Origin of the sequence: Ruminococcus sp. 1001136sp1_2201st1_G3_2201SCRN_220225, assembly GCF_040924365.1 — a bacterium.
Classification (GTDB): Bacteria; Bacillota; Clostridia; order Lachnospirales; family Lachnospiraceae; genus Blautia_A; species Blautia_A faecis.
In genome coordinates, this window is record NZ_JBCOME010000013.1 from 37,658 (window position 1) to 61,958 (window position 24,301).

At 42.5% G+C, this 24,301-nt stretch carries 23 protein-coding genes, 5 pseudogenes and 1 riboswitch; of the genes and pseudogenes, 12 read left to right on the forward strand and 16 right to left on the reverse strand.

The window, feature by feature from the left end:
* Nucleotides 1–6: 6 nt before the first annotated feature.
* Nucleotides 7–273 carry a DUF6783 domain-containing protein gene (locus AB5642_RS06260; RefSeq protein WP_148461156.1) on the forward strand — a complete coding sequence of 89 codons (267 nt, stop codon included), beginning with the start codon at nucleotides 7–9 and terminating at the stop codon, nucleotides 271–273.
* On the opposite strand, the gene AB5642_RS06265 is transcribed toward AB5642_RS06260, so the two are convergent.
* The 3 genes from AB5642_RS06265 to AB5642_RS06275 form a co-directional block, all read right to left on the reverse strand.
* Entirely contained in the window at nucleotides 248–970 is a 723-nt protein-coding gene (locus AB5642_RS06265) for a LytTR family DNA-binding domain-containing protein (RefSeq protein WP_226815623.1), read from the reverse strand. The genes AB5642_RS06260 and AB5642_RS06265 overlap by 26 nt on opposite strands.
* A gap of 134 nt (nucleotides 971–1,104) precedes the next feature.
* Nucleotides 1,105–1,860, reverse strand: a complete 756-nt coding sequence (locus AB5642_RS06270; RefSeq protein WP_148461155.1) for a ThiF family adenylyltransferase — start codon at nucleotides 1,858–1,860, stop codon at nucleotides 1,105–1,107.
* Between the two features lie 241 nt (nucleotides 1,861–2,101).
* Complete coding sequence (locus AB5642_RS06275) at nucleotides 2,102–5,320, reverse strand: response regulator (RefSeq protein WP_368371499.1); 3,219 nt, start codon at nucleotides 5,318–5,320, stop codon at nucleotides 2,102–2,104.
* Nucleotides 5,321–5,375: 55 nt separating this feature from the next.
* On the opposite strand from AB5642_RS06275, the pseudogene AB5642_RS06280 reads away from it, so the two are divergent.
* Nucleotides 5,376–5,510 (forward strand): annotated as a pseudogene (locus AB5642_RS06280) (DUF6783 domain-containing protein); the annotation flags it as partial.
* A gap of 78 nt (nucleotides 5,511–5,588) precedes the next feature.
* Nucleotides 5,589–5,679, reverse strand: a riboswitch (cyclic di-GMP riboswitch).
* Between the two features lie 74 nt (nucleotides 5,680–5,753).
* Here the strand turns inward: AB5642_RS06280 and AB5642_RS06285 are convergent.
* Entirely contained in the window at nucleotides 5,754–5,954 is a 201-nt protein-coding gene (locus AB5642_RS06285) for a hypothetical protein (protein WP_226815622.1), read from the reverse strand.
* A 107-nt stretch (nucleotides 5,955–6,061) separates the two neighbouring features.
* Between AB5642_RS06285 and AB5642_RS06290 the strand changes: the two genes are divergently transcribed.
* The 5 genes and pseudogenes from AB5642_RS06290 to AB5642_RS06310 all read left to right on the forward strand — a co-directional run.
* The gene (locus tag AB5642_RS06290) at nucleotides 6,062–6,229 is read left to right on the forward strand and encodes a hypothetical protein (protein ID WP_173716616.1); all 168 of its coding nucleotides are present in this window, start codon (nucleotides 6,062–6,064) and stop codon (nucleotides 6,227–6,229) included.
* An 84-nt stretch (nucleotides 6,230–6,313) separates the two neighbouring features.
* The gene (locus AB5642_RS06295) at nucleotides 6,314–6,586 is read left to right on the forward strand and encodes a type II toxin-antitoxin system RelB/DinJ family antitoxin (protein WP_118578232.1); all 273 of its coding nucleotides are present in this window, start codon (nucleotides 6,314–6,316) and stop codon (nucleotides 6,584–6,586) included.
* Nucleotides 6,583–6,864 carry a type II toxin-antitoxin system YafQ family toxin gene (locus AB5642_RS06300; protein WP_148461153.1) on the forward strand — a complete coding sequence of 94 codons (282 nt, stop codon included), beginning with the start codon at nucleotides 6,583–6,585 and terminating at the stop codon, nucleotides 6,862–6,864. The genes AB5642_RS06295 and AB5642_RS06300 overlap by 4 nt, the downstream gene beginning before the upstream one ends.
* 89 nt (nucleotides 6,865–6,953) lie before the next feature.
* A pseudogene (locus tag AB5642_RS06305) lies at nucleotides 6,954–7,646 on the forward strand (phage tail tape measure protein); the annotation flags it as partial.
* Between the two features lie 34 nt (nucleotides 7,647–7,680).
* Nucleotides 7,681–8,043: pseudogene (locus tag AB5642_RS06310) on the forward strand (recombinase family protein); the annotation flags it as partial.
* Between the two features lie 29 nt (nucleotides 8,044–8,072).
* Here the strand turns inward: AB5642_RS06310 and pnuC are convergent.
* From pnuC to AB5642_RS06355, 9 genes are all read right to left on the reverse strand, one after another.
* On the reverse strand, nucleotides 8,073–8,753 hold the full coding sequence (gene pnuC / locus AB5642_RS06315; RefSeq protein WP_148461152.1) for a nicotinamide riboside transporter PnuC: 681 nt from the start codon (nucleotides 8,751–8,753) through the stop codon (nucleotides 8,073–8,075).
* 587 nt (nucleotides 8,754–9,340) lie between these two features.
* The gene (locus AB5642_RS06320) at nucleotides 9,341–9,781 is read right to left on the reverse strand and encodes a GNAT family N-acetyltransferase (RefSeq protein WP_148461151.1); all 441 of its coding nucleotides are present in this window, start codon (nucleotides 9,779–9,781) and stop codon (nucleotides 9,341–9,343) included.
* 669 nt (nucleotides 9,782–10,450) lie between these two features.
* On the reverse strand, nucleotides 10,451–11,494 hold the full coding sequence (locus AB5642_RS06325; RefSeq protein ID WP_148461150.1) for a virulence RhuM family protein: 1,044 nt from the start codon (nucleotides 11,492–11,494) through the stop codon (nucleotides 10,451–10,453).
* 26 nt (nucleotides 11,495–11,520) lie between these two features.
* The gene (locus tag AB5642_RS06330; RefSeq protein ID WP_148461149.1) at nucleotides 11,521–13,314 is read right to left on the reverse strand and encodes a DUF262 domain-containing protein; all 1,794 of its coding nucleotides are present in this window, start codon (nucleotides 13,312–13,314) and stop codon (nucleotides 11,521–11,523) included.
* Between the two features lie 14 nt (nucleotides 13,315–13,328).
* A complete protein-coding gene (locus AB5642_RS06335) occupies nucleotides 13,329–14,099 on the reverse strand; it encodes a hypothetical protein (protein ID WP_148461148.1) in 771 nt (256 codons plus the stop codon).
* A gap of 277 nt (nucleotides 14,100–14,376) precedes the next feature.
* Nucleotides 14,377–15,747 carry a 23S rRNA (uracil(1939)-C(5))-methyltransferase RlmD gene (gene rlmD, locus AB5642_RS06340; protein WP_148461147.1) on the reverse strand — a complete coding sequence of 457 codons (1,371 nt, stop codon included), beginning with the start codon at nucleotides 15,745–15,747 and terminating at the stop codon, nucleotides 14,377–14,379.
* Nucleotides 15,748–16,136: 389 nt separating this feature from the next.
* A complete protein-coding gene (locus tag AB5642_RS06345; RefSeq protein ID WP_173716615.1) occupies nucleotides 16,137–16,367 on the reverse strand; it encodes a hypothetical protein in 231 nt (76 codons plus the stop codon).
* Between the two features lie 115 nt (nucleotides 16,368–16,482).
* The gene (gene pcrA / locus AB5642_RS06350) at nucleotides 16,483–18,714 is read right to left on the reverse strand and encodes a DNA helicase PcrA (RefSeq protein ID WP_118578217.1); all 2,232 of its coding nucleotides are present in this window, start codon (nucleotides 18,712–18,714) and stop codon (nucleotides 16,483–16,485) included.
* Nucleotides 18,715–18,957, reverse strand: coding sequence for a DUF6783 domain-containing protein (locus AB5642_RS06355; RefSeq protein ID WP_368369432.1), 243 nt, complete (start codon nucleotides 18,955–18,957; stop codon nucleotides 18,715–18,717). It lies immediately after the preceding gene.
* A 150-nt stretch (nucleotides 18,958–19,107) separates the two neighbouring features.
* Here AB5642_RS06355 and AB5642_RS06360 point away from each other — a divergent pair, with 150 nt between their 5' ends.
* Nucleotides 19,108–19,734, forward strand: a complete 627-nt coding sequence (locus AB5642_RS06360; RefSeq protein WP_118578215.1) for a DUF1836 domain-containing protein — start codon at nucleotides 19,108–19,110, stop codon at nucleotides 19,732–19,734.
* Between the two features lie 92 nt (nucleotides 19,735–19,826).
* Here the strand turns inward: AB5642_RS06360 and AB5642_RS06365 are convergent, their stop codons facing one another.
* Complete coding sequence (locus AB5642_RS06365) at nucleotides 19,827–20,153, reverse strand: YerC/YecD family TrpR-related protein (RefSeq protein WP_118578214.1); 327 nt, start codon at nucleotides 20,151–20,153, stop codon at nucleotides 19,827–19,829.
* 227 nt (nucleotides 20,154–20,380) lie between these two features.
* On the opposite strand from AB5642_RS06365, the gene AB5642_RS06370 reads away from it, so the two are divergent.
* Together AB5642_RS06370 and AB5642_RS06375 are read left to right on the forward strand one after the other, a co-directional pair.
* A complete protein-coding gene (locus tag AB5642_RS06370; protein WP_118578213.1) occupies nucleotides 20,381–21,076 on the forward strand; it encodes a YesL family protein in 696 nt (231 codons plus the stop codon).
* Nucleotides 21,073–22,005, forward strand: a complete 933-nt coding sequence (locus tag AB5642_RS06375) for a TIGR01212 family radical SAM protein (protein WP_202017125.1) — start codon at nucleotides 21,073–21,075, stop codon at nucleotides 22,003–22,005. The genes AB5642_RS06370 and AB5642_RS06375 overlap by 4 nt, the downstream gene beginning before the upstream one ends.
* Here the strand turns inward: AB5642_RS06375 and AB5642_RS06380 are convergent.
* A pseudogene (locus AB5642_RS06380) lies at nucleotides 21,978–22,085 on the reverse strand (DUF6783 domain-containing protein); the annotation flags it as partial. The gene AB5642_RS06375 and the pseudogene AB5642_RS06380 overlap by 28 nt on opposite strands.
* On the opposite strand from AB5642_RS06380, the pseudogene AB5642_RS06385 reads away from it, so the two are divergent.
* Together AB5642_RS06385 and AB5642_RS06390 are read left to right on the forward strand one after the other, a co-directional pair.
* Nucleotides 22,062–22,112 (forward strand): annotated as a pseudogene (locus AB5642_RS06385) (hypothetical protein); the annotation flags it as partial. The pseudogenes AB5642_RS06380 and AB5642_RS06385 overlap by 24 nt on opposite strands.
* 168 nt (nucleotides 22,113–22,280) lie before the next feature.
* On the forward strand, nucleotides 22,281–22,793 hold the full coding sequence (locus tag AB5642_RS06390) for a DUF4364 family protein (protein WP_148461144.1): 513 nt from the start codon (nucleotides 22,281–22,283) through the stop codon (nucleotides 22,791–22,793).
* A gap of 127 nt (nucleotides 22,794–22,920) precedes the next feature.
* Here AB5642_RS06390 and AB5642_RS06395 read toward each other — a convergent pair whose 3' ends face one another.
* Complete coding sequence (locus AB5642_RS06395; RefSeq protein ID WP_148461143.1) at nucleotides 22,921–24,243, reverse strand: replication-associated recombination protein A; 1,323 nt, start codon at nucleotides 24,241–24,243, stop codon at nucleotides 22,921–22,923.
* Nucleotides 24,244–24,301: the final 58 nt, after the last annotated feature.

Consider the following 24,301-nt stretch of genomic DNA (forward strand, 5'->3'; position numbering starts at 1 on the left):
GAAAGCGTGTCTAAAAAAGGCTTCCGCAAGATGTACATCACAATTTGTGGGAGATTTTGCCCGGATGAGGGCGCCGCAGCGGGCTGCGTAGGTCGAATTCGAGCAAAATATACCGCAATCTGCACCATACAAAAACAGGCAGGAAACATAGCGTTCAAGAGAGCAATAGCTCCGTTTAATCACTGTGTTTCCTGCCTGTTGTCTATGAAATCCGTTTTTTATTCACCATACTGGCAATTGCTCTCTTTCAATTGCCGGATGACTTTATCCTGAAATAGTGATTATAAGCATCCAGCACATCCTTACGTCCTCTCACGCGAATGGGAACCCGTTCTCCATTTCGGAGTAAAAACTCCTCTTCTACATCTGTAATGTGATCCATATTTACCAGAAAGCTTTGGTGGCAACGCAAAAAACGGGGATCCTCTATCTTTTTCTCAAGATTCCCAAGTTTTTCCGCAGTTTCAAGCACCGAACCATCCAGCATATGTAAGGTTACTGTATGGCGGTCACTTTCCAGGTATAAAATTTCATCCACGAAAGGATAACGATACTGTCTTCTGCATTTCACGGAAATCCGCCTGCGAAGCTCAGACTTCAGCAGTCTGTTTAAAATTGCTGTGGTCTGCTTCTCTTCTGCAGGTTTCAGAAGATAGCCGGATGCTTCTACCTCATAACTTTCAAGCGCAAAATCAGGTGAAGCAGTCAGAAATACAATAGGCGCTTTTACTCCCAGGTCACGCAGCTTCCGTGCCGTGTCCATTCCATTCAGATCGCCCATATAAATATCAAGAAAAATCAGATCTGGCCATATATAGCCCTCTTCAATGTCTGCAAGGAGGCTCTCTCCAGATTCATATTCCTGGATCTGCGCCTCCCTGCCATTTGTCTGAAAGTACACCATCAACTGACGCTTCAGCACAAAACGCTCAACTTCCACGTCGTCACATATGGCAATTCTGTTTACCAAAGCTCTCCCAAAGCCTCCTTGTACTTGACTAGTTTATTATAACACAACGTTCCCTCTCGGGGAGAAATCTGCATAATCGTCACGTTTCAGAGCATAATCCTCAATTACCTGCACTCCCCACTTTGTGGGATCTTTCAAGGCTTGCAAAGATCCTTCACAACCTCTCCGGCAATGATCAGTCCTGCAACAGACGGCACAAATGCTACGCTTCCCGGAATATCACGACGCTCTGTACATTTGTGCTTGGCACCTGGCGGGCAGATACAGTGGGTTCTGCAGCTGATGGACATATCCTCTATCGGTCTTGTAGGGATTTCCTCGGAATAAACCACTTTCAGCTTACGGACGCCACGTTTCTTCAGTTCGCGGCGCATAACCTTGGCAAGAGGGCAGACCTTAGTCTTATAAATGTCCGCAACTTTAAACTGGCTTGCATCCAGTTTGTTTCCGGCACCCATAGAACTGATGATCGGAACCCCTTTCTCCTTCGCCTTCATGACAAGGGAGATTTTTGCAGTAACGGTATCTACTGCATCTACAATATAATCATATTCTTCAAATGGAAAATCGTCTGCATTCTCCGGCAGAAAAAAACACTTATGTGTCTCCACCTTCACGTCCGGATTGATTTCCAGCATACGCTCTTTCATAACATCCGTCTTGTATTTTCCCACTGTTTTTCGCGTTGCTATGATCTGGCGGTTCAGATTCGTAAGGCATACCTTGTCGTCATCGATCAGGTCAAAAGCACCTACCCCGCTTCTCACCAACGCCTCACACACATATCCGCCAACACCGCCGATTCCAAATACTGCCACTCTGGCACCGGCAAGCTTCTTCATCCCCTCTTCTCCAAGAAGAAGCTGGGTTCTTGAAAACTGATTTAACATAAATTTTTCTCTCCTCAATGAAAGACAGGCAACAGACTTTCAAACAGACATTTCTCTTTCAATAAGAAAACTGCGGTCTGTTCTATCTTCACATAAAAAGCCTGGGAAGCTTATCCACCCAGACTTTTGTCCACATTACCTTTCGGAAATATTTTATAATGACTGTGTTTTTCTGTCAATTATTTTTTCGCCTACACATAAATAAATTACAGCGTTCCTGTTCACTCCGTTCGCAGTATCATTACAGCCATTTTTTCAAAACATCACTCAGCTTATTCATATCCAGCGGCTTTGCGATATGTCCGTTCATACCTGTATTTTTTGCCAGCTGTACATCTTCTGCAAAAGCATTAGCAGTCATGGCAACAATTGGCAGTTCTCCTTTTTCACCGGGGAGGCTTCTAATTGCTGCGGTTGCCTGATAACCATTCAGAACAGGCATTTGGATATCCATAAAAATAAGGTCATACCGGTCTTTTGGAGAAACCTCCACTTTTTCAACTGCAATTTTTCCATTTTCGGCTGTCTCAACTTCTGCCCCTGTCATCTGCAGGATTTCCACTGCAATTTCTCTGTTTAACTCATTATCCTCGACCAGCAGAATCCTTTTTCCTGTGTAATCTGCTTCTGACAGATTCTCCAGATAATTCCTTGCTGTTTTTTCTTTTTTGTCAGAAACAAACTGCCGCAGTGTAGCGGTCAGCCTGGAACGGAATAACGGTTTTGCAATAAAAGCATCTACACCTGCTGCCTTTGCATCTTCTTCAATCTCGCTGAACTCATAAGATGTCAGTACAATGATGGTAATCTCCTTCCCTATCCGTTTCCGAATCTGTCTGGCAGTTTCTATGCCATCCATATCCGGCATCTTCCAGTCCAAAATAACAGCAAAGTAATCATTTTTTAACTCATGACGTGCATAGCAGCGCTCAACGGCTTCTCTGCCGGAGAGGACCCATTCGCCTGTAATTCCAATCTCCTTCAATGTCGCAACTGTACTTTCACAGCATGTCTTATCATCATCCACAACCAGAACCGGCAAATTCATCAGATTTTCATCCTTTTCTTTCTCTTTTTCCTGAAGTTCAAGATAAATTGTTACCGTAATTTTAGTTCCCTTGTGTAAGGTGCTGTCCACTTTAATATTACCATTCATCAGATTTACAATATTTCTGCTGATTGCCATTCCCAGACCAGTTCCCTGAACTCTGGTTGTCCGATGGTCATCTGCGCGGCTGAAGGGATCAAACATGATTTTCTGGAATTCCGGCGACATACCGATTCCATTATCCTCAATCGTGAATTCATAGCATCCAAGCTCCGAAAATCCATTTGGCTTTTCCTCTATGGAAAAAGTAATATTCCCGCCATCCGGTGTATACTTGATCGCATTACTCATCAGATTCACAAATACCTGCTGAATCCTCAGACTGTCACCGCAGACATCCTCATGTTCAATATGATTAATGTGTATATCAAAATTATGTTTATGTTCATCAAGCACCGGTCGCGTAAGTGTAATAAGATTATCCACCAACTCTGACAGATTGAAATCTTCCTGTGCCAGTGTCATTTTTCCACTTTCAATACGTGCCATATCCAGCACTTCATTGATCAACCCAAGCAGATGACGGCTTGATTCTGTAATCTTGCTGAGACATTCAATAACTCTGTCCTGACTCTCAATATTTGCTCCGGCGATTGCTGTCAGACCCACAATGGCATTCATCGGTGTTCGGATATCATGGGACATATTGGAAAGGAATTCTGTTTTTGCACGATTTGCATTTTCTGCGGACCGGTAAGCCTCTTTCAGTGCCTGACGGGATTCAATCTCTGCTTTCTTCTCCTGTGTCACATCCATGGATGCCAGCAATACCTTTTCCAGCTTTCCATTCTTCCATTCCAAGGGAATATAAGAAGCGATTTTATAAGTCTTTTCATCCAGGCTGCAATACTCAAACTTATAAATATCATTTTCGCTTTTCAGATTTTCCCGGATATTTTCCGGGGCTATCAGAATATCTATAGCTTCCAACGGTTCCAGTGTCTTATACTTTTCAAGAACCTGCATCTGAAAATCATGATAGAAGCCCAGAGGTTTATATATCATCTGTCCATTCAGATTGTAGAATTCATATCTGTCATTTTCCAGATCACAGACAACAAAACGGTCAACCAGACGCACTATGCTCTGAATCAGCTGCTCCATGGAAGCATTATCCGCTGCCATCTGCAGATGCCGTGCGCTCTCTACCTTTGCCTCCGTAATATCCCGCAGAAAAATCATGGCATATTCTGAATCCTCTATCTCGCCACGTATGATCACATTACGGACCCATCGTTCTTCTCCCTTCAGAGTGATTCGGCACTCCAAAGACAATTCGGTTTCCAGACCCTTCAGTTTTTCCGCAATATAGCCACGATCATAAAAAGCGGATACTTCCTTCTTATCTGTTTCCACAACATAGGAATCCACAAAATGCCGGATCAGTTCATCCCATGTATGACTCTGTTCAAAAACAGTCATCAGGGACGGTTCAACCTTAAAGGTATCAAATGTGTTTGCCTCCAGGTTAACATAATATTCGCACAGATCTGTTTTCGTAAAGGCACGGTGGAAAGCAGCTGACTTTTGTGCCTGCATAATTTCTTTTTTTTCCGCATCAATATTAATAAAAATCCCGGCAATCCTGCTGGCAGAACCATCCAGCCGGCGTATTACTTCTGCTGATGCCCGAAACCACTGGTACTGATGATCCTTCATTCTCATACGGTACTCTACCTGGTATTTTACCTGATTCGTCTTATCCGCAATTGCCGCCTGAAGCTGCATCATTACTCTTTCTTTATCCTGTGGATGCAGAAGATCTGACCAGGATTCCAGTTTATTCGGAAAATCCAGAGTATCATGATAGCCAAGCATTTTTCGGAACTCATGGCTCCAGTTTGCATTCACAATCTCACTGTTTTCGTCACAGTCAAAATACCAGAAGCCGGAACAGATAGCCTCATTGATCAGTGCCAGATTTACATGATCCCAGTTGACCTGTACGGACATAATCCAGATCTGTCTGCCTGCTTCATCTGTCGCATCCTCTTTATAAAGCCGTACATTATTCACTGTACCGTCTGCTGTAAGGATCTGTGCTTCCCCTGCTCCGTGAAGCTGCAAAAAACGGTCTCGATCCAATATACTTATATCCTTGCCATAAAAAAAATTCTTTAATGAGCCTTTTGTCTGCTTCATAAAAGAATCGAATGTATGTCCTGTACTATGTAGCAGCAGATTACTCACAGACAGAATAGACAGATTTTGATCATAGTATCCGGTCAGCATGCCTACCCCGCCATTATTTTCCAGTGTTTTCTGTATTGCCTGTGATAAATCCTGTGTTTGTCCAGGTACCGTCTTGTTTAAAGAATATATTTTATCCTCATAATTTTCCTTATATAACATTTTATAAAAACCCTCACTCTGTTTGATGCGTGTTTGAAAAAGGCTTTCTGCAAAATGTGGCGCGCAGATTGTAGGAATGCTTTTTCAACCACGCTCCAGAACATGCTCCGGCAAGTTCTCGTACATATTTTGGCATATAAAAAGGACACCTGACAAACATCCTGCCAGTGTCCCTGCTACATCTTTTTAAACTCACACATCCATATACATATAGTATAAAAGGTATCGGAATCGCTTCCGTTCTCACGTCTTTTCTATATATGGAAACAGCAGCAACCGGCTGACATGGTCAGACTTTCTGACTTTAGCCCCTTCTGGCTTTGCGTCCCTGCCTTTCAGCAAGTTTGCCTTTAAATAATTCCCATTTTTCATCAAAAATAAAATACCATGAAGTTTCCGGTGCGTCAATAATATTTTGATAGAAAATCTGTGTTTATGAACCATTCGCAAAGTCGAAGATGTCTCGCACAATCGTTACTCTGTCTTTGTCATATTCCCCGAAGTTCTGAATCATGCAGCAGCCACCACCAACAACTACATATAAACGCATCAGCTCCGGATTGTATTCCCTTTCTCTCAGCTTATGAAAGATTTCTCTTGTGTAATCACTGGCAGCCTTACGGATTACAGCCAAATACTTTTCTCCGATGTCTGCTGTCCCGGCACGGATCACCTGTTCAATCTATAGAATATCCAGACGGATGTGGAGTCTAAAAAAAGCTTCACGCAACTGACCGCCCGATGACCACACCCTTGTTTCTGCTTCGCTGCGTACAGCTCGGAATCTCCAGCCGGGATCTGGATCTTCTTACGATTGGGATGGTGAACGACATGTACGCAGAAAGCAGCAATGATGAGTACAAAGGCTATGCGCAGATCGCTACGCAGAGGGATTTTGATGCATTTTAGCAAATTTATGTGCCTTATATAATGACAGTGTGTTGACATTAGACACGCATTTGAGTATACTATACTTGAATGGAGGTGTTCTGTATGGCAACAACTAATTTAAATATTCGTACAGAGAAGGCAATCAAGGATCAGGCGGAGGAAATCTTCAATGAGCTTGGTCTGAATATGACAACTGCTGTAAATATGTTCCTGAGAACCGCTATCCGTGAGCATGGTATTCCTTTTGAATTAAAACTGGAAGTACCGAATGATACGACAGCCGCTGCCATTGAGGATGGCAGAAAAATGATGAAGGATCCTTCTGCTCCGCGTTATTCCAGTATGGATGCGCTTAAGGCAGCTCTCGACGTATGAAATACGACATTCAGTTTACCAATCAGTTTAAAAAGGATTTGAAGCTTGCCAAAAAGCAAAATAAAAATCTTGATAAGCTGTTTGAGGTAATCGATATTCTGGCGAATGGCGGTACGCTGGATGCAAAATACAGGGATCATGACCTTACAGGAAACTATAAAGGCACGCGTGAGTGTCACATCGAACCGGACTGGTTGCTCATTTATGAGATTCAGAACAACGTTTTAGTACTCATGCTTTATAGGCTTGGTACGCACTCAGAACTATTCAAAAAATAGATTTAAAAAACAGAATAGCAATTCAGAAAGCATCTATCAGAAATGGTAGGTGCTTTTCTTATGCCCAAATCCAGGAAAGGAGGTGCGCTATGGCGGGAAGTAGAATCAAGGGTATCACGGTCGAGATCGGTGGCGATACTACCAAGCTTCAGAGTGCCTTAAAGGGTGTCAATTCAGAAATCAAGAATACGCAGTCACAACTTAAGAATGTCGAAAAGCTCCTGAAATATGATGCTCTTCAGAGGGAGATCATCGAAACGGAAGAATATCTCAAAAAGCTGTAAGCGCAGGCCAATCAGTCTGCCACTGCTGTGCAGAAGATTGCTACTGCTGGTGAAAACCTGAAGTCTGCAGGCGATAAGGTTTCCTCCACCGGCGAAAAGCTCCTTCCTGCCTCTGCTGCAGTTACAGCTCTTGGCGTTGCTGCTGTAAAAACAGACTCCGATTTTGATTCTTCTATGAGCCAGGTAGCCGCCGTGTCTGGTGCAACCGGAGATGATTTCGATAAGCTCCGTGCAAAGGCTCATGAGATGGGTGCGAAAACCAAGTTCTCAGCATCCGAGGCTGCGGATGCTATGAACTACATGGCGATGGCTGGATGGAAAACCTCCGACATGCTGGATGGTATCGAAGGTATCATGAACCTTGCTGCGGCATCTGGTGAGGACCTCGCCACCACATCGGATATCGTAACCGATGCACTGACTGCATTTGGTCTGACAGCCAAAGATTCTGGGCATTTCGCAGATATCCTTGCAGCGGCAAGCTCTAACGCAAATACAAAGGCAATGGATGATTGGCGACTGCGAAGCCGAAAACATCGACATGATTATCACCAAGTCCATCAGCCGATTTGCCAGAAACACGCTGGACTGCCTGAAATACATCCGCCAGCTGAAGGATAAGAACATTCCCGTCTTCTTTGAAAAGGAAGCCATCAATACAATGGATGCCAAGGGTGAGGTTCTGATTACGATTATGGCTTCCCTTGCGCAGCAGGAATCATAATCCCTCAGTCAGAATGTGAAGCTGGGACTCCAGTTTCGCTACCAGAATGGCCAGGTACAGGTAAATCACAATCACTTCCTCGGCTACACCAAGGATGCAGATGAGAATCTCATCATCGATCCGGAACAGGCAGAGGTGGTAAAGCGCATCTACCGGGAATACCGGGAGGGTATTTTCTACATCCACAAACCAGAATTGTCTTAACACTGTGCTGTTTCTCTTTTCTTCCAACATATGAATCCATACATGTCATTAAGAAAAAATATCAAGAAATTTACAACCACTGGAATATACCCCGGGTCCTTAATTGATGCCAGTATCCATAAGATAATCAGCACGATGTCATTCGATGCATATCCCAAAGCATAATAGGAAGACCGTAACATAGTGAGTGATGCAGCAAAAAAACTTGTTACTACCGAAATGGTACTAAATATCAGATTCGGCGTGTTAAGTTTTTTTAGTAATATATAAAATGCAATTGTCACTGCCACATTGCAAAGAACAAGAACTCCTGCTCCTTTTCTTGTAATTTTTCGTATTTCTACTGTTCCATCACTACTGTTTCTCGCATTTTTCAGCCATGTCACAATCGACCAAACAGACATCGGAAGTGACATAAATAAGTAAGTAAACATCTCTCCCCAGTAGCGAAAACGGTATGATATTATCGCATACTGGATGCAGAAAATCGTCATCAATATCGGTGCCCATACATTTCCCTGTGCGGCAAATATCAGTGAAGTTACACCAATACAAGTTGCAGTAAGTGTCAAAGCATCTACTCTTCCTGCCATAATATTGGACATAACAACAATAGCAATAGACACGAACCAAAGTGCCCATTCTCTTTTGGTCATTCTTTTAAATGGATTATTCATTTTTCTAATTCCCTTCATACGTTGATTTGAGACAACAGGAAATTAGATATATTTTATACCTGTTGTCTCTTAAAATTGGATACCCTTTATATGCTTCTCTTGCGAAGCAATGGCACCCTTCTGCATATGAAGGATTGCATAATTACTTTCGTGAAATTGATAATATCCAAAAAACATAATTTTATCCTCTATAACGCTCTGACAAATCGCGATTCACCGAATTTTCCCTTGCCATCTAATCCACTGCCTCAAATCGTGACATCTAATCCGAGGTTACAACCTGACACACATTTTGCAGTAGATATGTTTCCATATAAAACAACCGAGCTTTTTCAGGAGTTAGGCTTCTATTCCCAACTTCCGAAAAAGCCCGGAAATACGCCGCTTTCTGGCACTTGATTTTATTTTCTTGACATCAAGACTACCGTCTCAACATGCGTTGAGACGTCTGAACTGCTCTCTTTTTTACTCGTTGGTTTGCGAAAATATGTCCAACGTCTCATCAGTTTGTGGAAACATATCAATGGATTACAGCTTCTCCATTGTATGTTTTTGGTACAGTTAACTTCTAGAATAACCTACTTACTTCAACGTATCATTTCAATGATAAATTGTTCTGTTCCCTCTTCCAATTGCCTTACTCCACTTGGAGTAAAACCGTGTCGCAAATAAAAGTGCTGCGCTTTTGTATTCTTCTCAAGAACCCATAGTGAATTACAATTCCTACTTACGGCAAAATCTAATAATTTACCTCCGATTCCCTGATCCACGAAAAACGTATCTACATACAATTCCAAGACTTGCGTTCCCTGAATATGAATGAACCCCTTAACAAAATCATCTTCATATACATAAAATTCCTTAAGTATCTCTGGGTGCTCGATGTATTCTTTTGCCAACGGATAAACTTGTATTTCACCAAATGAAACCATATCATCGTGAAAAATTTCTCTATAGTTCATCCGCTTGGAGAATACTGATATCTCAGCAATTCTCGATGCATCTCTATCTATTGCTCGTCTTATCATGACTAATTCTCCTTTTTGTAATAAACTGAAATTCATCAGCATCTCTGCCTTCCTCTTTTATTCCGCAGGGATTATTTCGCCTCGGTTAGATACGTCCCCCATCGCTGAAACCATCTCTACCAGGCCATTCCATCAACTTCCGATTTAAACAATTCTCCACATATCTAATCCACTGTCTCAAATCGTGACATCTAATCCGGGGTTACAACCTGACACACATTTTGCAGCGGATATGTTTCCATATAAGAAAACCGAGCTTTTTCAAAAGTCTGGCTTCAAATCCAAACCTCCGAAAAAGCTCGGAATCTATGTTTTTTAATTTGTCTACGCCACGCCGGATGCGCTACGGAAGCAAAGCTTCCTACGCTTATCCGCGGCATTCGCCGCATACAGCCCATCGCATAATGGTGCCTTTGTGAGCAAGCTCCCACAGCACCTTATGCTCGGTCTTAACCATTGAAGTCTATGGGAACAAGTCGGTATAAGGCCTTTTCTACCTATACAATGCAAGGCAAGTTTACACTGCTGCCACCTGCCACTGTCTCGACCGTTGAGACAGTGAAGGCCGCTTAACTTCTACACAATCCATCCGTTCAAACCACGGATTTGCCATACACTCGCAGGGAGTTGAGTTGCCTGATTTCACCGTCTCGACCTGATATCTGATCCTTATTTCTTTGCGCTTTCTTCCAACTCCAGCATATACCTATCAAAGTCGGACATGAATAAACTGTCCTGGATCACGCGATATTTTTCAAATTCTGTCTCAGCATGAAGCTTTGCAATTTCTGCGGACACCTTACCCGCATCCTGTAAAATGCCATAATCAAACATTTCAATGAAGCTGTTGAGCCTCTTTTCCCAGTCCTGCATCGTAAGCGGAATATGTCGTAAGGTCATGTTTTCCGCAAAATCCAGGTATGCCGTCACCATACGATTCAGCTGCTTCATTTCATCCTGACTCAGATAATTTTTAGCAACCGTGACATCGCTTTTCTTAATCTTTCCGTCAGGAGCATCTGCCCAGGTGGTTAATCCCATGTGCTCTTTTGTGTGATCCGCTCTTTCCACGATCATCTCCGCCGCCGTATGTCCATGAACGGCATAATGCATTTTATTCTGAACAGTCGCATAGAATCTTCTCGTTGTTGCAGCATTTTTATCATAGTCAATGGCTGTCGCATACAGGTCAGTGATCTTCTGATAGAATTTTCTTTCGCTGGCACGGATCTCTCGGATGCGCTCTAGCTGCTCATCGAAATACTTTTCTGTCAGATACGTTCCGCGCTTCAGCCGCTCATCATCCATGACCCAGCCTTTGATGGTGTAGTCCTTTGCGATCTGGTTTACCCATTTTCGGAACTGTACCGCACGCTCGGAATTGACCTTGAAGCCTACGGCAATGATCATTTGAAGGCTATAGTGCTTGGTATCGCGTGTGACCTGGCGAGAACCTTCGGTTTGAACTATTCGGAAATTCCGAATAGTTGCGGCCTCTTCCAATTCACTATCCGCATATATTTTTTTAATATGTTCATTTATCGTTGGTGAACCAACATCATACAATGTGGCCATCATCTTCTGTGTCAGCCATATATTCTCATCCTCATAGCGCATCTCTATGCTGTCCTGTTGATCACCTACAGAGGCAACATAGGTCAGGTACTCTGCTGCGCTGGAACGGATGGTTATTTCATCTTTTTTCTTTGCCAAATAGAATGCCTCCCTTCTACATATCACTAGATCCAGCCATTCTTTTTAAATTTCTCAATTTGAGCTAATTCTTCCTCAGATGGTTCGCCCGCCTTACCCTCGCTGACCGGAGTGTTTAAATATTCGTTATTCCATCTGTTCATGATTTTGACAACCTCATCAGATACACGAATATCACGTTTCGTGATGGATTCCAGGTTCCAATCCATTACATCAGAGGTTCCCATTGCCTTAGTAATTACAATTTTGGAAGCTATGTACTCTTTTTTCTTCTTGCCAAAATATCCATTACCAGCGACAATGTTCAGCTTCTTTTCGAATGGGAGCTTATTGCCTATATGCTCAATTTTCTCTTTGATGGTTGCGTCTGGCTCATCCGGAAAATAATTCGTCTGCCACTTCTGTGGAAAGATATGCTCTATCTCCCACTTAGCCGGAAGCAAATCATCCTGATGTTCATACGCAAGCGTCTTCAGAAGCATACGCACTACATTACGATTCGGATTCTGGATATATGGCTCCAGCTGTGTCATATCGACAGTCTTAAATTCAAACGTAGGTATATCCGATGCTACAATTGCAGAATTCAGCTTCAGAATATCCGGCTTTACAGCATTGATTGTCGGTATCATCAAGTATTTTGTCATCAGCTCCATGAGCAGCTTATTCAAGAACCGAGCAAATCGTGTTTCAAAATTTTCTTCATTCCTGTAGCAAACATAGTAAATAACAACCGGGTATTTCCAGTACTCGTTCGGATATGAAGTCAGAATATCCAGTGTCTGCCTAATTTTAATATTCTTGGACCAGGCTTCATCTTCAAGTTCCTCTCCTTTGTTTACAACCTTCCACAGATTCAGGATAACAAAAAGAGTATCCAACAATTCAGGCTTATACAAGCGTTCAAACTTATTAACCGCATAATACTTCCTGACACCAGGAGTAGTCGTCTTCGTATCCTTATCCAGTGCTCGATAATAAAACATATTGTAGTAGAACAGCTGCTGGATGCTTTCATTAGCATCTGTAGACTGCTCATCTAAATCTTTCCAGCGGTCAATAAATGCCTTCTTATCATCCGGCGCAAGCTGGTTGTAAATCTTTGCCTTAAAAATATCTGCGTCCGACAGAGGAAGACCTCTATCATTTAACGTTGAGAAAATAGTCAACGCAGTATCCTGGGTGTCTGCTGTGATAGGAAGCAGAATAGCCTGGTTCAAGAGCGCATAGATAAACTGATATACCATCAATGGATTCTCTGTGGAATGCTTATCAAACAACTCTTGAAAATGGCGATAATTCTTTGAATAGTTATCTTTCGCATCCTCATCCGCTTTTCCGGTTTCCAAGATTGATCGCAGAATTTCATTTCCTTCGTTATTCACAACACGTGAGGTCAAAAGGATATTTTTGAAATCCACCGTTCCAGTAAGTTTATTGGTTCTCCAGATAGTAGGCTCAATCTTTCCAATAAAGTTATTGGCCTCTGCCGTTCTCTCTGATGCAGGCGTAGCAACAAGCTTCGTATAAATTGCACGTAGCAGCAGAAACAAAGACGTAATACGCTGCTGTCCATCAATTATTTCCTGCTCACCATCTTCATTTTCGTAGGAAACCACACTTCCGAGGAAGTAGGAACTCTCTCTTTCTGTACCGCCACTTGTAGCAGTAAAATCCCATAAATCCTCAAAAAGTGTTTCTACCTGTTCATCCGTCCAAGCATATGGTCGCTGGTACTCAGGAATGACAAACGGTTTTGATTTTCCGCTACCCAGGAGCGCTTCCACGCTTTGTTTATTTACTTCTATCGTTGTTGGCATGTTTACGCCCTCCTCTAATTATCAAAGAAAGTATGTAAATCAATTATTTCGTAATCTTTTGAAAGCCGCACGGGATAACTCTTTCCAGCCTCTATAGTCTCATTTGGAAGAACTATTCTATACTCCTGTTCTTGCTCAAAAAATACATCTTTGCAGAATAAAACTCTAAATGCATAATCCGCATAAAAAGTATATCTTATTCCTCCGTCTACTTTTTCTGGAGATGCATCTTGCATCAAATATTTCATATACTCCATGTCCATAGCTATTTCACCATCGGTGGTTTCGTAACCTTTATCTATATGAAAATAATTGACTTTTTCAGCCTTAATCTCAGTACCGATACTTCTTTTAACATCTTCAATAAATTCCTCAGGATTCGGAATTACTGCAACAGCATCAGCATTAGGGAAGTGTTCCCTAATAGTCTGTTTTTTATCATCTGAAAGATTGATGATTGAAGCTCCAGTAATATCGACTTTGCAATCGTCTTCATAAACAGCAAACATACAAAAAACTGGCATTTTCTCTGCTGGTTCTATTCTCACCAAGCCATTTGCTTTTCCACATTTTGCAATTACCTCTTTGGTATCTGGATGCTGCATTATCATTTTTTGAGCAAACATTCTAGTACCAGCTTCAAGAATATCTCCTTGTCCTTTGATTTTCAGTTTATCTTCAATCCCCCAGAAAGTAATTGCATTTGAACAATATATATTTCCACTTACTAGACTTTCCAAATGTTCTCTCTTTCCAAATTTCAACAGGTATTTAATATCTGCCACTCATTCATTCCTCCTTGCCATCTAATCCACTGCCTACAAACACCCCAAATGGTCGAATTGCCGGATTGGTTGTCATCCGTTTTCATTTTCCCAAAATCATCCCCAAATGCCTGACATCTAATCCACTGTCTCAAATTGTGACATCTAATCCGATGTTACAACCTGACACAGATTTCGCGGTAGATATGTTTCCATATAAAACAACCGAGCTTTTTCAAGAGTTAGGCTTCTATTCCTAACTTCCGAAAAAGCCCGGAAATACGCCGCTTTCTGGCACTTATTTATCTTTCCTTGACATCAAGACTACCGTCTCGACATGCACCGTCTCGCAAAACTGATCCACGCTGCAGCTGCGCTGAACCTCATAACCAGCTGCCAGAAATGCTGGTAAATCTCTTGCAAGACTTGTTGGTTTGCAGGAGATATAGACGATGTTTTCTACTCCATATGCCAGGATCTTCGGCAGCGCTTTGGGGTGGATTCCATCGCGAGGGGGATCCAGAATGATCATATCTGGTTTTTCAGTAAGATTGTCTAGGACTTTCAGGACGTCACCTGCGATGAAACGGCAATTGGTGAGACCATTTAAGGCGGCATTTACTTTTGCAGCTTCCACAGCTTCCTCAACAATTTCCACGCCGATAACCTCTTTCGCAACAGAAGCAAGAAGCTGGGCAATAGTTCCAGTACCGCTGTAGAGGTCAAATACTTCTTTATCCTTGGTGTCACCAATGTAATCACGCACAATGGAGTACAATACTTCGGCTGCCAGTGAGTTTGGCTGGAAGAAGGAAAATGTACTAATCTTAAACCGCAGACCCAGCAACGTTTCATAGAAGTAATCCTGTCCATAAAGTAATCTGGTTTCATCGCTCTGCACCACATCAGACAGAGAATCATTGATAATGTGCATAATTCCCACGATTTTTCCCTCCAGCGGAAGAGCCAGAAGCCTTGATACCAGCGGCGCATAGTCGTACTCTGCCTGGTTTGTGGTGATCACATGTACCAGAATTTCACCAGAGGTCACACCACGGCGCAGAAGCAAGTGGCGCAGATAACCAGTATGCTGCATTTTCTTATAATGCACAGCCCCAAGCTCTGTAAAAAAGTCCAGCACACTGGAAAGGATCGCCGTCATATCCGGATGCACCAGCTTGCAGTCAGACGCTGTCAGTACGTCGTAAGTGCTGCCTTTCTTGTGCAAACCAAGAGAAAGAGGACCATCTTTATATTCATCTCCAAAGGAAAATTCCATCTTATTACGGTAACCAAATTCAATAGGACTTCCGTGGATTCCTTCCCAGTGAAGGTCTGTACCAATACCTACTGCCTCCTGGAGAAGTCCTTTCACCTGAGTTTCCTTCATTTTTAACTGTTCTTCGTAGGACATTGTCTGGTACATGCAGCCACCGCATGCTGGAAAAATCTTACATACAGGCTCTCTTACCTCAAGGGTAGAATTCTCCAGAATCTCCAAAAGCCTGCCTTCTGCCCTGCCCGAACGCTTCTTATTGATCATAAAGCGAACTTTCTGACCTGGAATTCCATTTTTTACAATTACTTTTTCTCCATCTATGTTCACATATCCCTTGTTAGGGAAATCAACTTTCTCGATAATTCCTTCGTAAATCTCTCCTTTTTTCATAAATCCTCCATAAAATAATTGTATATAGATCGTAACTATTCCGCAGCTGTCTTTTATATATAATACTGTCGCCAATAGATTACTGTTCACTGGTAACGTTCCGCGAGGTGTTTTTTGTGAACAAAGTTCACAGAAAACCCGAAAATTGCGGCGCGAAATCATGCGAATGCATGATTTCTGTGCAGCGCGAAGCGTATTACTATGAAGATACTGAACAGTTACCTTAAATCAAAAATAAGGTATACGGGGGAGCATAACTGCTATATGCCCGTATACCTTTTCATTTAATATGCACTCACTTATAAAAAATCCCCGAAATTATCCACATCCAAACCAGATTTGTATTCCAAAAATTGTGGACGACCGTGGATATCCGCTAAACGCCTTACTTATTTCTCCTCATCCTCGAAATAATCGTCATAATCATCATCAAAATCTTCCTCGAAGTCTTCAAGATAATCCGGTGCGAAGAAGCGATATACTGCAAATGCAATTCCTGCAACAGCAGCTACAGCGCCAATGATAGCCAGTACCCAGAGGACTGTATTCTTCTGCTTCTCATCTTCTTTTTTCTTAAGTAATGATAATAATTCCTCGAGCTTATCCATTTTAATGTTCATGTGATACCATCCTCTCTTTCAAAGTACTCATTAGGTTTATTTATTATACCACTTTTGCAATTATTTTACCATAGTTAATATATTAATTTTAAATTTTTCCAAACCCAATTTCCAATCAAATTTTCTTCAGCTTGGCAAAGCTTGCGAACATCTTCTTCACACCAACCTTATCAAACTCTACTGTAACCTCATAATCACGGCCGCCTTCCACGATTTCCTTCACAATTCCAACGCCAAATTTAATATGGCGTACCGTATCTCCCACCTCATAATCCAGCGAATTAGCTTTTGTTACTTTAAATTCTCTTGGCTTATAATTTCTGCCCTGGAGAATCTCTTTCATCTTGGAGTATTTCGCCGGTGTTGGGATTAGTTCCTCCACTTTCGGCTTCTTCTCCTGAATAGTGTGTCCCAGATCTACCAGTTCTCTTGGAATCTCTCTCACAAACCTGGAAACCCTGTTATACTGAGTCTCTCCACGGATCATCCTCTGCTGGGCGCAAGTCAAAGTAAGGTCTTTCATTGCACGGGTAATTCCCACGTAACAAAGTCTTCTCTCTTCTTCCATCTCCCCGTCATCGCCATAGCTGATGGTCATATGACTAGGGAAAATGCCGTCTTCCATTCCTACCATAAACACCTTCGGAAACTCCAGACCCTTGGCACTATGTAAAGTCATAAGGAGCACATAATCCTGATCCGGATCTACAGTATCAATATCTGCTACCAGAGCCACCTCTTCCAGAAAGCCTGAAAGCGTAGCCGACTGATTCTGCTCCTCCATAGCCTCCTGATAAGCTACAGTCTTGGAAATCAACTCATCAATATTCTCAATTCTTGCTCTCGATTCTTCTGTATCCTCAGCTTCCAGCTCTGCCACATAACCTGTGGAATCAATTACCTCCTGCAGGATTTCCTCCACAGTCATCACATCTGCCTTGCTTTTCAGCATCTGTATAAAAGTTACAAAGCCATCGATCTTTGACAAGCTTCTTCCAATAGAAGGAACCTCTTCAGCCACGCGCAATGCCTCATACAGACTGATTCCCATATTGTCCGCATAATCCTGAACACGTCCAAGTGTCGTTGCACCGATTCCACGCTTTGGCACATTTATGATTCTCTGCACAGCAAGATCATCTCTGGCATTATTAATCGTTTTCAGATAACAGAGAAGATCCTTGATTTCCTTACGTGCATAGAAATTAACGCCTCCTACCAGTTTATATGGAATATTGGCTGCAATAAATTTCTCCTCGAAAATACGGGACTGGGCATTGGTACGATAAAGAATAGCGCAATCACGGTAGTTCCCAAGACCGTTTCTTTTTAACTTGCCGATTTCCCCTGCCACATACTCTGCTTCCTCATAAGCATTCAAAAACTGGCGAAAATGCACCTTGCTGCCTTCTTCGTTCTCTGTCCACAGGGTTTTTGCCTTACGTTCTGTATTATTCGCGATCACCTGGTTCGCTGCATTCAGGATATTCCTTGTAGAGCGGTAGTTCTGCTCCAGACGGATTACCCTGGCATCTGGAAAAACATGCTCAAATCCAAGAATATTTCCAATATTAGCCCCACGGAATTTATAAATGGACTGGTCATCATCACCTACCACACAAAGATTCTGATACCGCTGGGCCAGAAGACTGATAAACTTAAACTGTGCAGTATTGGTATCCTGATACTCATCCACCATAATGTATTTAAACCGCTCCTGATAGTACTCTAGCACTGCACCGCATTTTTCAAAAAGCTCCACCGTCTTTACGATCAGATCATCAAAGTCCAGTGCATTATTCTTGCGAAGAGCAGCCTGGTATTCACGGTAAACAGAAGCCACTTTCTTCATATTGTAATCTCCGGCAGCTTTCATCTCCATATCATCTGGTGTAAGCAGCTCGTCCTTGGCATGGGAAATCTGGGCAAGAAGGGAACGCTCTTTATAAATCTTGGTGTCAATGTTCATCTTCCTGCACACATCTTTCATAAGAGACTTCTGGTCATCTGTATCATAGATTGTAAAATTCGTGTCATATCCCAGATTATCAATATGTCTCCGAAGGATTCTTACGCAGGCTGAGTGGAAAGTAGACACCCAGATACTCTCAGAACCAAAGCCCACCAGCTTATCCACACGCTCTCTCATCTCCTGAGCAGCCTTATTGGTAAAAGTAATAGCCAGAATATTCCACGGATTTACTCCCTTTTCATCCATCAGATAGGCAATCCTGTGTGTCAGCACTCTTGTCTTGCCGGAACCAGCTCCCGCCAGGATCAGGACTGGTCCCTCTGTCTGTGCTACCGCCTCGCGCTGAGGGGGATTTAATGTATCATATATGCTCATTTATGTTCTCCTTTTTTCGCTAACGCATGTTTGAAAAAAGCTTTCTGCAGGATGTGCGCCACAATTTGTAGGAGCTTCCGCCCTGATGAGGGCGTCACAGCGGACTGCGACAACTGAATTCGGACGAAATATACCGTCAAATGGGGCATGCAGATTGCGGGAATGATTTTTCAAATAGTTAAATCTCATTATACATGAAATCCTTATCTCCCACAACCCCGAACGTGCAGAAAATCCAAACATAGATTCGGGTTTTTACTGTTTACCAGTAACATTCCGTGAGGTGTTTTTTGTAAACAAAGTTCTGGTTTTTTTCTGTTTTTCACAAGATCTGAAAAAAACAGTTTACAAGTAGTTTTAAAAACTATATAATAAGGAGCAGAGGTGATAAAAATGACAGCTGATGATAAATCCATATTAAAGAGCATTCTGGAGCACATTTCCGGAATGGATTATATAAAACCAGAAGATCTTCCAAACATCGACCTGTACATGGATCAGGTCACCACGTTTATGGAGGATCAGCTTGCGTCCACAAAGCGTCACGATGATGACAAGATCCTGACAAAGACCATGATCAATAACTACGCCAAGAATAACCTGCTCCCTTCCCCTGAGAAGAAGCGCTATTCCAAAGATCATCTGCTCATGCTGATCTTCATTTATTATTTTAAGAATATTCTGTCCATCACAGACATCCAGAAGCTTCTCGGTCCCATCACAGCGAAATACTTTAAAGGTGAGCCAGGCAAGGACATGACCTATGTATATAATGAAGTTTTTGGAATGGAGAACCGCAAGATTGACCAGTTGATCAAGAATCTTCTGAAGGATTACCGTTTCTCCAGCGCCACTTTCCAGGATGCAGATGAGGAAGATCAGGAATTTCTGAAGCGATTCAGTTTTATCTGTCTCATGAGCTTTGATGTCTACATTAAGAAGATGATCATTGAGAAAATGATCGATGACATTTCCCCATCTGAGCCCAGGGACAAACATAAGAAGAATAAAGACAAATAACAGTACAAAACCCGCGAAATTATCTCATAGCACAATTTCGCGGGTTTTCTTTCGTATATTTTATTCTATTTCGGATTCAGATCCTCTGACGCTTATTCGTCCTTCTGATCCAGAGAACGGTTCTGCTCTTTTTTCTCTTCCATTCTCTTAAATACCATATCATAACCGTCATTGCCATAATTCAGAGAACGGTTTACACGGCTGATCGTGGCTGTGGAAGCACCGGTCTTCTCAGAAATGTCAAGGTAAGTTCTCTTATCCATCAACATCTTGGCCACTTCAAATCTCTGAGATAAAGAAAGAAGTTCGTTAATGGTACACACATCCTCAAAGAAAGTGTAGCACTCTTCCTTATCCTTCAGACAAAGTATGGCCTCAAAAAGATGGTCAACTGCCTCAGTTCTGATATTTTTACTCATTTCGCTACTCCTTTTTCTATATTTAATGTTTATTATTCTCTTTTCAATGATTACTATTTTAACACTCTGACGTGTGATAAGCAAGGACTTTCTATAAATATTTTTGTGAAGATTATATAGTTTTTATGTTCTTTTTTATTTTCAAATTGCTTTTTTTTCACAGATTCGTTATACTATGTGATAAGCTCATTAATGCTATATACAAAATAGAAAAGAGGAATTTTTGAATGGATCGTTTTTTCAACATGGATAACAAATTTTTCACCTTCATGAGCAGGGTGGCAGATCTTATCATTCTGAATCTGCTTTGCATTGTCTGCTGCATTCCGGTGGTGACCATTGGACCTTCCATTGCCGCCATGTTCTACGTCACTTTGAAAATGGTTCGTAATGAAGAGTCTTATATCGTCCGCGGATTTTTTAAATCCTTTAAACAGAATCTGAAACAGGGTATTGTGATCAATCTGATCATGCTTGCGGCTGCCCTTTTGCTGTACTTTGACATTAGCATCTGCCGCAGCACACCTGGCACCATCGGTAAGGTTCTTATGGTATTATTTATGATGATCCTGGTCGTTTACCTGATGATCTTCCTGTACATCTACCCGGTTCTTGCGAAATTTTACAATACCATCAAGAATACTTTTACCAACGCATTTTTGATGTCCATCCGCCATCTTCCATATACAGCACTTATGATCCTTGTCACTGCTGCCCCGGTTCTTGTATTTTTTATTCCAAGTGCCCAGGTACAGTCCATGGTCATCCTGCTGCTGGTGCTCATTGGATTTTCCGGAATTGCATACATCAATTCCCATTTCTTTGTGAAAATTTTTGACAAATATATTCCGGAAGAAACCTCTGAGCCGAATCCTGACAGTGTAGTAGACCACAGTCTTGATTCCGACAATAAGAATTTATGATCACCAGCTGGAATGGAAAGCCCTATCACTCCCTTGACTATATGCTAAAGGAGCGCTTCGGGGAAAAGGTTTATAAAGTCACCTTAAACGGCGGCATGAGCTGTCCCAACCGCGATGGTACAATAGGACACGGCGGCTGCATCTTCTGCAGCGAAGGTGGCAGCGGTGATTTTGCCGCCAGTGCAGCCCTCTCTATCCATGAACAGATAGACAGCCAAATTGCCATGCTTTCCGCCAAAAGACCTATTCACAAATACATCGCCTATTTTCAGGCTTACACCAATACTTATGCTCCTGTGCCTTATCTGGAAAAAATTTTTCAGGAAGCTATTTCCCATCCGGGGATTGTGGCACTTTCTATTGGTACAAGGCCGGATTGCCTGGAGGACGATGTAGTAGAACTTCTTTCCCGGCTAAACATGGTTAAACCAGTCTGGGTAGAACTGGGACTTCAAACCATTCATGAATCTACCGCAGCTTATATCAGGCGAGGTTACCCTCTATCCTGCTTTGAAGACTCCCTTAAGAGACTCCGCACAGCTGGTCTGGAAGTAGTAGTTCATACCATTCTCGGGCTTCCCGGCGAATCCAGGGAAGATATGCTGGCTACTATGGATTATTTAAATGCCCGGGATATTCAGGGAATCAAGCTTCAGCTGCTCCACGTTCTGAAAGGCACTGACCTTGCATATGATTATCTTGCCGGGAAATTTAAAGTGCTGGAACGCACCGAATATATTGACCTTGTAGCAGACTGCCTGGAACATCTGGATCCATCCATTGTGATCCACCGGGTTACCGGCGATGGGCCGAAAGATCTGCTGATCGCCCCTCTATGGGCCAGCAGAAAAAGAGAAGTGCTGAATCTGCTCCACCACCGTTTGAAAGAGCGTCAGAGTTTTCAGGGCAAAGCATTAGAGCGTGTTTGAAAAAGGCTTTCTGCAAGATGTGCGTCACAATTTGTGGGAGATTTTGTCCGATTGAGGGAGGCGTAGCGGGCTACGCCGACTGAAAGAGGGCAAAATCTCCCGCAAAGTGGGGCGTGCAGATTGCGGGAATGATTTTTCAAACACGCTCCAGAGTCTGTTTGAAATATTATTCCCGCAATCTCCCGCAAAGTGTAATACACATCTTGCAGAAAGCTTTTTCAAACACACTCGAATTTAGAACTTATGCAATATTTCACCAGAAGGGAGGCTGGAAAATGGCTACACCATTTACTGTTTACAAACTGATCATCCTATATATGCTTCGGAATTCTTCGTCCCCCATCACTAATTCAGAAATTTCAGAATTTATTCTGGACCACGAGTACACAAATTATTTCCATTTGCAACAGGCCCTTTCCGAGCTTGAGGAAACAGAGCTGATTGAGAAGCGTACCATTTCCAATACTTCCTACTATTATCTTACTGAAGATGGAAAAAACACGCTCACCTATTTCGAGAATGATATTTCCCAGGACATCCGTACTGAAGTGCTCCAGTACCTTGCAGCCAGAGGTGCCTCCACAAAGAATCAGGTGAAAGCTCAAGCCGATTATTACATTAATAATCAGGGAGAATATGTGGTTCACCTTCAGCTTTTGCAGAAGGGTGCTTCTGTGATCGATCTTTCTCTTGCAGCGCCATCTCTTTCCGCTGCAAAGGCCATGTGCAGGCAGTGGCCCAAGAAATATGAAGAAATTTATGCAAAAATAATGGAGGGGCTTTTATAAAGCTCCTCCACTTTTTATTTCAGATTTTGTAATTATTCAGTACCTTCACAGCTGCATGCTTGGCAAAATAGCACTTGCTGATAACTACTCAATATTTATTCCAACGCGTGTTTGAAAAATCATTCCTTCAATCTGCATGCTCTTTTATAAACTTCATGTGTTCCTTCAGTTTCTTCTCATATCCCATATCTGACAGCTCATAGAATTTCTCTCCCTGGATCTCATCTGGCAGATACTGCTGCTTTACATAATGATTTGGATAATCGTGGGCATACTTATAGCCGATTCCATGTCCCAGCTTCTCATGCCCTCCATAATGGGCATCCTGAAGATGAGCCGGAACAGTCGTCCTGGTACGCTTCACACTGTCCATTGCTGCAAAAATAGCATTCACCGCTGCATTACTCTTAGGTGCACATGCCATATATGCGGCAGCCTGGGAAAGAATGATCTGGGATTCCGGCATTCCCACCCGCTCAACTGCCTGGGCTGCTGCGGTTGCCACTACCAGGGCCTGGGGATCTGCATTTCCAATATCTTCAGAAGCAAGGATCATCATACGTCTTGCAATAAATTTCACATCTTCACCTGCATACAGCATCTTCGCCAGATAATAAACTGCAGCATCCGGATCGGAGCCGCGCATACTCTTGATAAATGCAGAAATAATATCATAATGGTTATCTCCATCCTTATCATAGCGCACCACACGCTTCTGGATACACTCAGAAGCCACATCCAGAGTAATATGAATCTTGCCGTCTGAAGCTCTTGGCGTAGTAAGAATGCCAAGCTCTATGGCATTCAGAGCGCTTCTGGCATCTCCTCCTGCCATATCTGCCAGAAACTCCAGGGCATCTTCATCCAGAACCGCATTATAGCTTCCCATGCCCTTTTCCTTATCGTTCACTGCCCGCAGGAGCAGTTCTTTAATCTCCGGAATCTCCAGTGCCTTCAACTCAAACACAATAGAACGTGAAAGGAGAGCACCGTTTACCTCAAAATAGGGATTCTCTGTGGTGGCCCCAATAAGGATAATGGTTCCGTCCTCCACAAAAGGCAAAAGATAATCCTGCTGTCCTTTATTAAAGCGATGAATCTCATCAATAAACAAAATCGTCTTTCGCCCATACATTCCAAGGGCATTCTGAGCCTGTTTTACCACTTCTTCCATATCTTTCTTGCCTGCTACGGTGGCATTGATCTGGGTAAAGTCTGCGCTAGTAGTATTGGCAATGACTTTAGCCAGAGTGGTCTTTCCGGTTCCTGGAGGACCGTAAAAAATAACGGAAGTCAGCTTATCTGCCTTGATGGCTCTGTAAAGTAATTTATCTTTTCCCACAATGTGCTGCTGTCCCACTACTTCCTCCAGTTTCGTAGGGCGAAGACGTGAGGCAAGTGGGGATTCATTCTCCATTGTCCTGGATTTCGCATATTCAAATAAATCCATGTATTTCTCTCCAATTCAAAAGTAATTTTCCGTACATTTGTTCTAATTATAATCTATA

Bases quoted from the DNA above. Each gene is read 5' to 3' on its own strand.
- AB5642_RS06270 (WP_148461155.1), bottom strand. From the start codon at position 1,860: ATGTTAAATCAGTTTTCAAGAACCCAGCTTCTTCTTGGAGAAGAGGGG.
- AB5642_RS06275 (WP_368371499.1), bottom strand. From the start codon at position 5,320: ATGTTATATAAGGAAAATTATGAGGATAAAATATATTCTTTAAACAAG.
- AB5642_RS06290 (WP_173716616.1), top strand. From the start codon at position 6,062: ATGACCACACCCTTGTTTCTGCTTCGCTGCGTACAGCTCGGAATCTCC.
- AB5642_RS06295 (WP_118578232.1), top strand. From the start codon at position 6,314: ATGGCAACAACTAATTTAAATATTCGTACAGAGAAGGCAATCAAGGAT.
- AB5642_RS06300 (WP_148461153.1), top strand. From the start codon at position 6,583: ATGAAATACGACATTCAGTTTACCAATCAGTTTAAAAAGGATTTGAAG.
- pnuC (WP_148461152.1), bottom strand. From the start codon at position 8,753: ATGAATAATCCATTTAAAAGAATGACCAAAAGAGAATGGGCACTTTGG.
- AB5642_RS06320 (WP_148461151.1), bottom strand. From the start codon at position 9,781: ATGATAAGACGAGCAATAGATAGAGATGCATCGAGAATTGCTGAGATA.
- AB5642_RS06330 (WP_148461149.1), bottom strand. From the start codon at position 13,314: ATGCCAACAACGATAGAAGTAAATAAACAAAGCGTGGAAGCGCTCCTG.
- rlmD (WP_148461147.1), bottom strand. From the start codon at position 15,747: ATGAAAAAAGGAGAGATTTACGAAGGAATTATCGAGAAAGTTGATTTC.
- AB5642_RS06345 (WP_173716615.1), bottom strand. From the start codon at position 16,367: ATGAACATTAAAATGGATAAGCTCGAGGAATTATTATCATTACTTAAG.
- pcrA (WP_118578217.1), bottom strand. From the start codon at position 18,714: ATGAGCATATATGATACATTAAATCCCCCTCAGCGCGAGGCGGTAGCA.
- AB5642_RS06355 (WP_368369432.1), bottom strand. From the start codon at position 18,957: ATGTTTGGATTTTCTGCACGTTCGGGGTTGTGGGAGATAAGGATTTCA.
- AB5642_RS06360 (WP_118578215.1), top strand. From the start codon at position 19,108: ATGACAGCTGATGATAAATCCATATTAAAGAGCATTCTGGAGCACATT.
- AB5642_RS06365 (WP_118578214.1), bottom strand. From the start codon at position 20,153: ATGAGTAAAAATATCAGAACTGAGGCAGTTGACCATCTTTTTGAGGCC.
- AB5642_RS06370 (WP_118578213.1), top strand. From the start codon at position 20,381: ATGGATCGTTTTTTCAACATGGATAACAAATTTTTCACCTTCATGAGC.
- AB5642_RS06375 (WP_202017125.1), top strand. From the start codon at position 21,073: ATGATCACCAGCTGGAATGGAAAGCCCTATCACTCCCTTGACTATATG.
- AB5642_RS06390 (WP_148461144.1), top strand. From the start codon at position 22,281: ATGGCTACACCATTTACTGTTTACAAACTGATCATCCTATATATGCTT.
- AB5642_RS06395 (WP_148461143.1), bottom strand. From the start codon at position 24,243: ATGGATTTATTTGAATATGCGAAATCCAGGACAATGGAGAATGAATCC.